The organism is Endozoicomonas sp. SESOKO2, assembly GCF_024606245.1.
Classification (GTDB): Bacteria; Pseudomonadota; Gammaproteobacteria; order Pseudomonadales; family Endozoicomonadaceae; genus Endozoicomonas_A.
This window is the reverse complement of the sequence record NZ_JAHHPQ010000370.1, coordinates 1-12660: the sequence shown is the minus strand read 5'-3', so window position 1 is coordinate 12660 and position 12660 is coordinate 1. Positions and strand designations below refer to the sequence as shown.

The window sequence follows — 12660 nt, the reverse complement described above, 5'->3', positions numbered from 1 at the left end:
GCACCACAATGGGGTTGTGGGGGTCGGAGGTTCGAATCCTCTCGCTCCGACCAGTTTTTGCTGTTTTGATACTCTTTTCTATATTTTGTTACCGTTTCCTGAAGTATTTTTTCAAGACCCAAGAAAACCAGCCAATCGATAACTCACCATTTCATTGAACAGAGCAAAGTTTACCTGACACTATCTTTTACGATTGTCAGGTGTCTAATTCATCAGGATGAACTCTTTGGCGAACGATGTTAGTTTGTTCACGCTGAGATTCTTCATATGATGGTGGAGCAGTAGTGTTTTGATCATTGAAGGTGATGCTTGACCTCGGGCCGGGAGATCGCTGAGACTGAGAAGTCCCTGCTGTATTTCTATAAGCTTCAGCTCTTAATCGATTTCTACGTGCTGCGGCTCTTTGTCGATCATGTTCTAGTCGATCACACTCCTTAAGAAACTCCTTTTGGAGTATGTAACCTATCTGATCGCCAACAACCCATCCAACTGCGACAGTTGTCACAGTTCCTAAAGTGCCAAATGACATATACCTCGCACCAGCGTAACAGCTAGCGGAAACAATAGACGAAGGGACTACACTCATTAGAAAATGTGTGAACTTCTTCTGATCCCGTGAAAGGCCATCATAATAATCAGCATCCCATAAAGTATTATGAAGAAGTAAGTGTTTTACGGATTTTACGGACCAATTCAAGAATCTGCCAACGTTTGACCCTGTCTCTGGTTCTGTTTGTGTGCCTCGATCAACCAATGTATGACGGGCTACTTGATTATCTACATTCATAATAAGATGCCTCCTGTTTTTAAATTATGATTCGTTCAAATTACACTTTCTCAAACGAGAGTGAGTTTCCCTGACATTTGGGACAGCACACCATACAAAATCCCAACGGGTATTTGGGATGCCTGGTAATCTGACAATAGAATTAAATTTTTCTTCCTATCAACTGAGACCGTCTTATTAGATGAATAGTTCCATTAACTCCATTTTCAGATGTAAATAGTTTCTCATCCCTGAACGGCCTGCCTGCAACCCCGCCGACAAACCATCAAATGGCTAGACAGGTTTTAAATCGACCAAAGAAAGCATACCAATGAAGACAACCCGTATAAGCCTTACGGTTATGAGGAAAAGAGAACCACGGCTCATTATTTCACTCTGCAAGGTCTCACATTTTAAATAGATAACCATGAACTTTTCTGTCCAATTGCTGTCAAAAAGCACAAGTTTTCATGGAGATTCTATTGCTATGAGATACGGATTAAAATCAACAACCGTAGCCACAGCTAAAAAAGCAACTAAAAAGAGTAAGACTGACTTAAACCCCAAGGTTTCAACGTTTACTCCACCTGCTCAGCGTGTTCATGAACATTCGGACACGCCTTCCAATAGCCAGCAAAGGGGGAAGACCCCTTATCCTGAGGCTACCACAGAGAGGATCAATCACGCCTTCGAAGCACTAAAAAAACAAAATTTCGAGAGTGCAGAAGAAGCATTCCGGGTCATCTTAAACGAAGATCAGGACGTACTAAGTCCGTTCCACTACCAAAACATAGTCGTAGGACTTGCAAGGTCGCTAAAAGAGCAAACCGAAAAAAAACAGATAGAAGCCTGCTCTCTACTGCAAGAACTCAGGTCGACCGGGTCGTTCACTGAGTTCGGGGCTTCGACCATTCATAACCTTGATCTAACCCTGAGCCGTTGTGAAGAGGCAGTTGGAGGGTACCTTGACGCTGAAGCACGACTATTAGCACTGAGAAACAAAAAGCCAGATGCCGATGCAAAAACCCTGTGCGAGCCTTCTGGCAATTTTAACGCAGATATTACTATGGCCCGACTTTGGCAATCCATGGACAAACACACGCTGACTGAAACACTTCTTCTGAACATAAAGTCAGAGCTGACTAAAAGGTTGCAGTCAAAACCCTATGCTCCCACTGAACAAAGGCTCAGCAAACACCTCCATACCGTCAACATGGCTCTGGTTCGAATCTGGCAAGTGATGGACAAGCATGAACGGGCTGAAGGACTGCTGCTAAACATCAGTGACAGACACCCCAATGCCGACGAAGACAGGCTGTGTGAACCCTCCGCGCATCATGATATTGACCTTAAACTGGTGCGTCACTGGGAGTTGGTGGGCAAATACAAACGGGCAGAAAGGCTGCTGCTGAACATGAGCGGCAAACCCCCCAATGCCAGTGAGGACATTCTCTGCACTCACTCTGAAGATCGTGACATTGACTTGGCACTGGTGCGACTCTGGCAGTTGATGGATAAACATAAACTGACTGAAAGACTTCTGCTGAGCATGAGCGGCAAGCACCCCAATGCCAGTGAGGACATTCTCTACACCCCCTCTGAACATCTTGACATTGATCTGGCTCTGGTTCACCTCTGGCAGACGGTAGGCAAACATGAACTGGCAGAAAAACTGTTTCGGGGTTGCTGTGAATTCTATCATTCGAATGAATGTGAATTAGCACTGCTGAATATATCTTCCGGTTGATATTTTACTCAACGTAAATGGCGGCAATGTTCCGCCGCGGTGTACCCATTACCGTCAGCGGGGTACACCTTATTCGACAATTTGCTCAAACCTTCGGACTGTTAAAAACATGGCAGGAAGCGGGGGCATTTTGCTTTTCCTCTTAGGTAGCGTAATCGCTAAAAATGCATGCCGGGCAGAAAAGGGGCACAAGTGGCTTGCTCAGCGAGCCGAGCTTAACGCCCCAATCAAGAGGGTGTCGCAAAACGCCAACAACTCATTCCCATGCTCCATATGGGAATGGATACCCTCCTGAAAACCGGGCTCTAAGCCTCAAATAATTCATCACAATCGGATCCTCCCTGCGGGCGCAGGGAACACATCAACCATGGCGGGGTCTTTCCAGCCTTTTTCGGTTCATCCCTCTGGGCGCAGGAAACACAGCTGAGTTTTAGGAGAGAAGCTGTCAGTAATCGGTTCATCCTTGCGGGCGCAGGGAACACGATTCTGGGCATTGATCCCTAGCGGGACTTTCCGGTTCATCCCTGCGGGCGCAGGGAACACCTCGCCTAAATCTGCGAGTGACGCAGCAAAGAAGGTTCATCCCTGCGGGCGCAGGGAACACGATCGAGAATCCACTGAGCGTAGACGGGCAAATGGTTCATCCCTGCGGGCGCAGGGAACACTCCATGTCTTTATGAATCGACATCAGCAGTTGCGGTTCATCCCTGCGGGCGCAGGGAACACTAGGGGCAAATTCCTGTGCATATTGTACAAAGCGGTTCATCCCTGCGGGCGCAGGGAACACTGAAAGGCGTCGCCCGACTGATTGCCGAGTATCGGTTCATCCCTGCGGGCGCAGGGAACACGCCTGCCCGGTCACCCCAGATACTGTTCAGACCGGTTCATCCCTGCGGGCGCAGGGAACACAACGTCCACTGATCGAGGTAATTTCTTCAGTTCGGTTCATCCCTGCGGGCGCAGGGAACACGCGTTTTAGTGACTACCAAATTCCTCAACTGCCCGTTTCATCCCTGCGGGCGCAGGGAACACTCACCCTAACTAGGTGACACCCGTCGCTCATACGGTTCATCCCTGCAGGCGCAGGGAACACAGCTCATCAAATTCAGAGCCAATGAGCACATTCGGTTCATCCCTGCAGGCGCAGGGAACGCGTCCGGTGATCTGCCAGAACTTAGAGTCCGGTCGGTTCATCCCTGCAGGCGCAGGGAACGCTTGAACTTGATCGCTCGAACAGCTACTGGGCGCGGTTCATCCCTGCAGGCGCAGGGAACGCGGGGAAAAACTCTAGGCGATATGCAATAAAAGCGGTTCATCCCTGCAGGCGCAGGGAACGCGGCGCCAGTGCCCGCCGTTGGCCGATGACACCCGGTTCATCCCTGCAGGCGCAGGGAACGCGCGATTATCACATTGTTGATCACCCTGCTTGGCGGTTCATCCCTGCAGGCGCAGGGAACGCCGCAGCGTCTCAGCCGCTAACATGCGAGTCAGCGGTTCATCCCTGCAGGCGCAGGGAACGCGTGGGACGAATTCATTATTGAGATAATCAATATCGGTTCATCCCTGCAGGCGCAGGGAACGCCTGACCGGCACGGTCACCGGCACCGACACCCCCGGTTCATCCCTGCAGGCGCAGGGAACGCCTGGGCGTGATCGACTGGCCGGCCCACTCGCCCGGTTCATCCCTGCAGGCGCAGGGAACGCTCGTTTCACTCATTAGAGATACCCGTTTTTTACGGTTCATCCCTGCAGGCGCAGGGAACACAATCCAATAACGGATTTAGAACCAACTACGCCCGGTTCATCCCTGCAGGCGCAGGGAACACCAAAAAACCATCATAGATACTCTGTCCCTGACCGGTTCATCCCTGCAGGCGCAGGGAACACTGAAGGCTGTCATGACCGAGCAGATAGGCTAGCGGTTCATCCCTGCAGGCGCAGGGAACACCCGAAGTCACTCCCCTTTGTGAGGCCGAATTACGGTTCATCCCTGCAGGCGCAGGGAACACTCACCATATCGGCGTAAAAATAGGCCGCCTCCCGGTTCATCCCTGCAGGCGCAGGGAACACAAAAAATTCCTAACGACTGGAGAGTTTAAGAACGGTTCATCCCTGCAGGCGCAGGGAACACTTTGTTAGCAAGCTAAGGTTTGTCCCTGAGCTCGGTTCATCCCTGCAGGCGCAGGGAACACTTTTTTTAGCTCTGGGTGGTCTAGAATCATACCGGTTCATCCCTGCAGGCGCAGGGAACACATAAACCGTGACTTGCAGCAATTCAGACAAGACGGTTCATCCCTGCAGGCGCAGGGAACACCTGTCCCGCCTACTAGGCATATTCCTATAGACCGGTTCATCCCTGCAGGCGCAAGGAACACTTTTCATAAATTGGTAGGAGTCATAAGCCCAGCGGTTCATCCCTGCAGGCGCAGGGAACACAAAAGGACTGCCAATAGGAAAATCCCTGACGACGGTTCATCCCTGCAGGCGCAGGGAACACATCCGGGCAAAGTTTGACCGGGAAGGCATACGCGGTTCATCCCTGCAGGCGCAGGGAACACTCGCCGCTTTCTTTTTCGCCATGTTTTTTTTCCGGTTCATCCCTGCAGGCGCAGGGAACACTCTCTTGCTGAAACAAACCCCGGCTCAACATACGGTTCATCCCTGCAGGCGCAGGGAACACAAGCGGACTATTAAGAGCTTGCAGGACAAGAGCGGTTCATCCCTGCAGGCGCAGGGAACACCAAAGTTTTTATCTTGCATTAATCCTAAATGGCGGTTCATCCCTGCAGGCGCAGGGAACACGGCATCCAGCCTTGGTTATCATTGTCAGGATGCGGTTCATCCCTGCAGGCGCAGGGAACACATGCACCTGAGCTTTAAGATCATCCAGCCGGGCGGTTCATCCCTGCAGGCGCAGGGAACACTTGGCAGCAGAGGTGACGGGCAATCCAAAGGCCGGTTCATCCCTGCAGGCGCAGGGAACACACGTTCGGTAGGAGGTACGGAGAGATATACGCCGGTTCATCCCTGCAGGCGCAGGGAACACGTGTGCCCGGTGTCCTGCTCGCCAGAGATAAACGGTTCATCCCTGCAGGCGCAGGGAACACAATAGTATCAATATCAGCTCTCAGACTTGTGGCGGTTCATCCCTGCAGGCGCAGGGAACACTTAAGCGTGAGTTATTTATGTTTGAGCCGGAACGGTTCATCCCTGCAGGCGCAGGGAACACTAAGATACGTTTCTGAAGATGAAGAGAGAGAGCGGTTCATCCCTGCAGGCGCAGGGAACACGGCAATCTGCCCGGTTAAACCGGCCCTGACCGCGGTTCATCCCTGCAGGCGCAGGGAACACTTTTCCAGTTATAACCCGACTCAAGCTTCAGGCAATTGAATTCGCCCATATTTTTACGGGCATTATCTTTGGCAAGGGCATCATCACTGGCTTTTTGCAGCTGCTCAGGAATGTCTGTTTGCGCTTTGACACCATAAACGCCCTCGATCAAGTCACGGGCATCTTCTGGCATGGCAAAGCCTTGTTTTTCTAATAACAGTCTGGCAGTCAACCATAACTGCCCCACATGGGAATAAACACCTTGAATTCTGGGCAGGACGGACTTGAGCCACTGGTCACTATGAACTTGCAGCGGATCAGGTGAGAGAAGATAAAAGCAAGGCGTTAAACGCTGGTCTGGCTGGTCATTTTCGAGCCGTTTGCCTGCAACATCCCTATTATGACGTTGAAGTCGGCCTGCGCGCTGAATCAGCAAATCTATAGGTGCCAGATCCGAAATCATACTATCAAAATCCAGGTCCAGGCTTTGTTCTACGACCTGAGTGGCAATTAACACCTGACCCATTCTTTGTTCTGGGCCAGATTCTTTGCCAAATCTTTTTAATACATCCCCTTCAATCGTTTGCCGGTCAATCATGGAAAAACGACTATGGAACAGGGTAAGTTTTGCTGAATCAATTCGTGGGTCATCGTCAAGCTGCTGCCATGCTGACCTGGCGTCCCCGATGGTATTGCGAATCCAGCAAATGCAGCAACCCTGTTCGATAGACCTGATAATTAATTCAATGGCTTCTGCAGGATCACCCAGCCTCTTAACCTTAACTTGTCGTTTAACACTGTCACGAGTGGAAAGCTGTTTCTCAGCAAATCCCTGATCACATGCCTGACTGACTAGCGGGTAAGCTTTTGTTGCAGGCAGACTTTCCAACTCCAGCCCCCGCCCTTTAAGATAAGCGTCCAGTAATGCCTTACGAAATTGATGGGGCAATGTAGCAGACAATAAAATAACGCTACCGCCCTGAGAGGCGTGAGCTTGCAGTAGTGCAGCCAGTAACTCTCGCATATAGGAGTCGTAGGCATGAACTTCATCCAGAAGCAGCACCTTACCTTTTAGCCCCAACATTCGCAGTGACTGATGTCTTGCGGGCAATACCGCCAGCAAAACCTGATCAATCGTACCAACACCAACATCAGCTAATAACGCTTTCTTGCGACTATCTGCCAGCCATTGGTTGCAATAGGCACTGGCAGTTTGATCACCTGCCGCATAAGTCTGGTCGCTCTGTTGATCTTCCAGCTGAATTGATTCCTGAAAATCTTCTGACAACTGGCTGGCTCCGTGTGCCAAGACCAGAGAAGGTTTGGGACTCCCTTGAAATAAGGACCGATAACTGTTTTTTAACCTGTCGTACATGCCATTCGCTGTAGCCATGGTCGGCAAACCAACATACAACCCTTCTGCCAACCCCTGACTCAACAAACGATGCACCAATACCATAGCCGCTTCCGTTTTTCCGGCTCCGGTCACATCCTCCAGAATAAATAGCTGCGGGTTTTGTCGAATCTCAACGCTTTGAGCAAACTGCTGCAGAGGGGTAGGTTGTCGAATAAAATCGAACTGGTCTTGAATGGATCTGAAAGGGGTGATGGCTTTGGGCTGGAACTCGCGTTTTGACAAAACTTCTTTCGCCTTAGGAAGTGCTGTTTGTTTCCAGTATTCAGGTAAAGGCTGTATATCGCTATTATAGTGAAAAATGCTCTGGTCAGAACCAAGCCAGTCTGCCAGAACGGCAACACCTGCCAATTGCCATGAAGACTTCTTAAACCCTTCTTTATTGATTGAGCTTAATGGTGTCAAATCAGGCAACCAGTGTTTGGCTATTTCTCTCAAAAAAGATTCCGCAGCGGGAATGTCTTCCTCAGGAACAAGGGCTGTCTTAACTGTCCTCAGGGGCTGTGGGGGTTTACCATGATGACCACAAACAATTTCCAGCCAGGGGTGGACGGAACGCTGCGTTTTTTGGGACGGAATAATGTCAGATATCAGCTTACACAACTCATTCGTCCAGAGCGTAAAACCCAGAGAATCATGCCGAATATCTTTTTTACCTGTAACTTCAGGCACCAGTTCTGAAGAGAGTCCTGTCACTTTATTTTGAAAGCAACGGGCAAATTTACCTACATCATGTAACATCAAACAAAATGTGAACCATTGTTGTAACCAGTCAGGCTCTAATTCCAACTGTCTGGCCAGTGATTGGCATAGTTTTTTTTCTGGATCAAGTAGTAAACTGCCAACCGCAGCTACATCCAAACAGTGATAAACCAGCAAATGATAACTAGCATCGCCATTTTCGGATGAATGACCTGCTTTGCCCCAATAGTTGTAGAAAGACATGCCTGCTTCCACTCTATAACAAGAACTTCACATTATAACGAGTATTGCTTAACGGCCGAACCTTGTGCTGACAACGATTCACGGATTGAGATTGACACAAAAACCATCAGTGAAGTAATTCAAAGGCGATGAGAATACAGTGTTTTTAAGAACTTAGAAAAATCATCCCTCCGGTTTCTATCGTCGTCTACTCTTTAAAGCCACGGGCCGACAGCGCAATTTGCACAGATTGATGACTTCAGGTCGCTTCGCAGTTTTACTTTGGTGATGTCGCTATGTTTCGTTTGAGTTTTTATCATTTTTATCAGCTCCTCAAGTTGTTGGCACTAGCTTTTGTCTCTCTGCTCATGCAGCTTAGTGGCTCCAGCGCTGATGAATGTTCGGGTCACAAAGACCCGGGTGCAGCGACTGAATGTAACCCGTCAAGCGACCCTCCGGCATCAGAAGAGAAAGCTGAACCGAAACCTGGGTATTCTTTTGTGGGCAGTGAATATGTGGGTTTCTTTATAAAAGGCTCCGTTCCCCGCGACAAGGCCATTGAGCTGGCCGGCGAGGCTTTTCAATTCGTCTCGCCGACAGACTCAGCGGACCGTGTACGCTGCGCTATGCTGGTGGTCACTATTAACATAGACAGCGCCTTTAAGATTCCATTGCATTACTTCTTTCATTTTCCTTACACCGAGGCTATCTGGATGCTGGAACTCAGCAAAGGCTCATATCTGGCAATCAAAGCACATACTGATTCATTGACAATGAAATATGTTCTCGAATATTTTGACAAATACAATACATCTTATGGCTCAATGACAACCAAAAAAGTAAACGGGAACGACACTTTTTCTCTCCGTTCAGAGGAGGATCTTTTATTTTCAGCCACCTTGGGCGAATCAACAGAGAGTGATGATACATCGCTAATAGAGAATTTATGGACAAGAAGCGCTAATGGTGGCTATTACAAAATTCCATGGGGGACTGCCAAACCTTCTGAAGCCTATTCCATAAAATGTCAGGTAGACGACAGCCTTGACAAAAGTATCTTTGGAGACGTCATCTGGGACAAAACTGCACAGCTCTACATGAAACGCAAACATGAATGTTCCATGGCGACTTCCGCTGAATTACCACCATTGTCCGATTAAGCCTGTTCCAAATCTACTTAAATATCAGGCAGGGCTATACCGCTCCCCGCTCGAGCAGGGCACCCGGTAGAGCAGCCTGGTGATATTGAAGCCTTATGGTTCAGTTAATGCTCTGTCACTCCCAGGGCACTGCTCTGCATCTCAATACTGGTGCTGCAGAAATCCCCTGAACCGTCTGTTGCTGATAGCATGTTTATGAGTCTCACTGCTTTGTGGGAGCCATGCGTCATATCCAAACCGGCATTACTGTGTTTCACCGGAGCTGACTCTCCGTGATAGACAGTGGCGGCAATGGTGATTTTATCGAGTTCTTTTGGATCGACTTCAAATGGGCTCTGGTCCAGTACCGTGAAGTTGGCATACTTGCCGACATCAATGGTACCAATTTCGTTTTCCAACCTTGCGGTATAAGCTGCGTTGATAGTGATGGCTTTGAGTGCGTCTTCGACACTGATCCGCTCCAGTGGCCCAAGTGTCCTGCTGCCGGATAAGCCTATCCGGTTAACGGCTGCCCAAGCCAGGCTGAGCGGCTGCGCCGGTGCCATTGGCGCATCAGAGTGCAAAGAAAGTATGCCGCCTGCTTCAATGAACGACTGGCCTCGGGACATATTTTCCGCCCGCTCTTTCCCAATTCCATGAACACTATAAAGCTCACCCAGTATGTGCGTGTAGTAAGGGTTAACGCTGAAGTTAGCACCTTGCTCCACCGCACGGTTAATATCATCCAGGCCGGTAAAACCTAAGTGATGGTATCCGGTGCGGTGATCTTCCCGTGGCGTGTCTTTGTTTAGCGTTTCAACAATATCAATGGCGGTTTCAAACCCCAGGTCACCATTTGCATGGACAATGACAGTGTAATCGTCGTTCCAATATGGCCTCATGCTGTCTTCGAGTTCTTCCGGTTTTTGGATCCACTCGCCTTCGTGGCCATCGGTGTAGCCCTCTTTCATGTGCATCAATTGGCTATACATTGCCCCATCAGAAAAGAGTTTGACGTACTTCGGTAGCCATTTGATCTGGTCAGATTCTTTGTAAGTCCGGGTTTGTTGTTCAGCCATTGCCTTGCCTTTCCCGGCATCATTTTGCGATAGCATATAGGTAAAGTTGCCCGCCGGGATCAACCAGTAGTCCATCGGAAAGGTATCACTCATCAAGACATCAACCATTTCGTTAAACATCTCCGGAGAGAGCAGCACACCCGGGTCAATAACCGTGGTGATACCCCCTGAATGGACATAGTCTTTAGTGCGTTTAATCCCTTTGGCAAAACGTCCCGAGTCGAAGAAATACGTAAATAACTCATTCATGATGGCTTTCAGGCCCGTTTCGTAGGCATGGCCGGTATCCCAATTAAGCTGAGATATTTGTTTTCCTTCCCAATCGGCTTTCTTCCAGCCCAGCATCGTCAGGGCGGCGTCGTTAAAATAAACTTCGTGAAAACTGCGGTGCCATACAATAATTGGCCGTGTTTCCGAGAGTTTATTCAAGGCCGATTTGTTCATGTTCTGGCCATGAAAATAGTTATGATATCCCCAGGTAATAAGGGGTTCTCCCTCAGGTAAAGACCGTTCCAGACGAGCGAGCTGGTCGAAGTACGCTTTCTCATTTTGGACACCCTTCACATACCCCCAGGGGAATGCCCAGTCTGCGGGGGTGATAAAATCCATGCTCAGTAACAGGCTGCTCATCCAGATATGCATATGGGGCTCGACAAAGCCCGGCAGGATCGTTTTATCGAGGAATTGTGTATCAACCATCAGGTTGCTTTCATTTTTGTAGGCTTCTATCAACGCTTCTTGCTGACCGATGTTGATGATCTTGCCGTCCTGAACGGCAATGGCTGTGGGTTTGCCATTAATTGTCTCTGAAAGGGTAATGATGTCGTTGGAGACAAATACAGTGATCGGGCTGTTGAGGGGCCCATCGGGTGCCCCTACCAGTGAGCACCCGGCCAGGATGGATAATGACACTGTTAAAACGGAAACTTTAAAGATGTTTTTCATATTGTAATCTTTCAATGAAAAAGGCAGAGCACCTCTGGATGAACCACTCTGCTGAAGGCAGGGTGAAAAATAGCAATTTTTAACGGTCATGATAAATGCATTATGATGGGCAATATCAGTCATTTTACAGGTAGCAGGAGGAAGATAGATGTTCTCATACGAGCACTTAGCCGCATTTTGCGCCACGTTTGAAGAAGCCAGCTACAGTAAAGCGGCAAAGAAACTAAACAAAGATAGAACTACTGTTCGCGAACAAGTGAAGGCCTTAGAAGACAGTTTCGCAATTCGTTTGTTTACTATTGAGGGAAAGAAAGCCGTGGCAACAACCGAGGCTGATGCACTGTATCGTCAGGCAAAGGTGTTGGTTAAAAATAGTGATCTGCTCTATCGCCGAATGATCGATCGCTACAAGCAGGCACTTGAATCTCTGATTGTTTACCATGACAACCTGGTACCCAATAGCCTGATAAAAACGGTTAATCAATCGATCACAGAGCAGTTTCCCATGCTACGCCTGCATTGGTTGCATCGAAACCGGGATGAGACGCTGGATGCGTTAGTGAGCAACCAGCATTGCGTTGCCATCATGCAAAGCCGGCTTAAAAACATGCCTGAACGAACATTCAGTTTTATTAACTTGGGCACCAGTGAACAAGGTTTTTATTGCCATCCTGATCACCCACTCGCGAAACGTGATTGCATTCAAATGAATGAACTTGAATTAGCAATGCAATACTTGAGTGAAAATCACCATAATAGTAATCCTGAACTTTATTCTATTTCTAGCAATGTCCGCTTAGTGAGTAATAACGATGTGCTGCTTACCCTTCTGCTTGAAGATGGATGGGCAATCCTGGAGCATTCCTTAGCCGCGCCTTTGTTGCAAAGTGGTAAGTTGGTAAATCTCAACGTTAATGAGTTGGTTAACACTGTTCGAGTGCCTTTATCATTTTATTGTCCTCCGGAGTTAGAAAACTATCCGGAAGTCGTCGCTGTTAAATCTGTTTTGCTGGGATTCGCGAAGGATAATTTCCGGTAAGAAAACGAAAGGTTCACATTCCACGACATGAAGGCCAAAGGGGTATCCGATCACGAAGAACAATACTCAGGCCACAAGACTTTGAAAGGCAGAAAAATCTACATCAGGAAGGCCACTGTACACGACAAAAATCAGGAGTAAGCCTGCGAGATCCACTATCTTAAGATTTTTCGCTAAAAATACCTCACAATTATGGAACCCGCTGACTTACTCATTGAACATTTTAGAACCTATCTGAACTGGAACAAGTGTCGACTAAGTGTTCTTGCCTATCTTG

General features: G+C 48.6%; 5 protein-coding genes, 1 pseudogene and 1 CRISPR repeat array. Of the genes and pseudogenes, 3 read left to right on the top strand and 3 right to left on the bottom strand.

Features of this window, described 5'->3' with window-relative positions:
* Nucleotides 1–196: 196 nt before the first annotated feature.
* A complete protein-coding gene (locus KDK17_RS08215) occupies nucleotides 197–787 on the bottom strand; it encodes a hypothetical protein (RefSeq protein ID WP_257287822.1) in 591 nt (196 codons plus the stop codon).
* 466 nt (nucleotides 788–1253) lie between these two features.
* On the opposite strand from KDK17_RS08215, the gene KDK17_RS08210 reads away from it, so the two are divergent.
* Nucleotides 1254–2513: a hypothetical protein gene (locus KDK17_RS08210; RefSeq protein WP_257275560.1), complete on the top strand. Its 1260-nt coding sequence runs from the start codon at nucleotides 1254–1256 to the stop codon at nucleotides 2511–2513.
* 331 nt (nucleotides 2514–2844) lie between these two features.
* A CRISPR array of direct repeats spans nucleotides 2845–5864; the repeat unit is 26 nt; unit sequence GGTTCATCCCTGCAGGCGCAGGGAAC.
* Nucleotides 5865–6240: 376 nt separating this feature from the next.
* Here the strand turns inward: KDK17_RS08210 and cas3 are convergent.
* Nucleotides 6241–8202 (bottom strand): annotated as a pseudogene (gene cas3 / locus KDK17_RS19510) (CRISPR-associated helicase Cas3'); the annotation flags it as partial.
* Between the two features lie 317 nt (nucleotides 8203–8519).
* On the opposite strand from cas3, the gene KDK17_RS08205 reads away from it, so the two are divergent.
* Complete coding sequence (locus KDK17_RS08205) at nucleotides 8520–9341, top strand: hypothetical protein (RefSeq protein WP_257275667.1); 822 nt, start codon at nucleotides 8520–8522, stop codon at nucleotides 9339–9341.
* A 104-nt stretch (nucleotides 9342–9445) separates the two neighbouring features.
* Here the strand turns inward: KDK17_RS08205 and KDK17_RS08200 are convergent, their stop codons facing one another.
* Nucleotides 9446–11467 carry an amidohydrolase gene (locus KDK17_RS08200; protein ID WP_257287821.1) on the bottom strand — a complete coding sequence of 674 codons (2022 nt, stop codon included), beginning with the start codon at nucleotides 11465–11467 and terminating at the stop codon, nucleotides 9446–9448.
* Nucleotides 11468–11492: 25 nt separating this feature from the next.
* On the opposite strand from KDK17_RS08200, the gene KDK17_RS08195 reads away from it, so the two are divergent.
* Nucleotides 11493–12383: a LysR family transcriptional regulator gene (locus KDK17_RS08195; protein ID WP_257275670.1), complete on the top strand. Its 891-nt coding sequence runs from the start codon at nucleotides 11493–11495 to the stop codon at nucleotides 12381–12383.
* Nucleotides 12384–12660 lie beyond the last annotated feature (277 nt).

Bases quoted from the DNA above. Each gene is read 5' to 3' on its own strand.
- KDK17_RS08215 (WP_257287822.1), bottom strand. From the start codon at position 787: ATGAATGTAGATAATCAAGTAGCCCGTCATACATTGGTTGATCGAGGC.
- KDK17_RS08210 (WP_257275560.1), top strand. From the start codon at position 1,254: ATGAGATACGGATTAAAATCAACAACCGTAGCCACAGCTAAAAAAGCA.
- KDK17_RS08200 (WP_257287821.1), bottom strand. From the start codon at position 11,467: ATGACTGATATTGCCCATCATAATGCATTTATCATGACCGTTAAAAAT.
- KDK17_RS08195 (WP_257275670.1), top strand. From the start codon at position 11,493: ATGTTCTCATACGAGCACTTAGCCGCATTTTGCGCCACGTTTGAAGAA.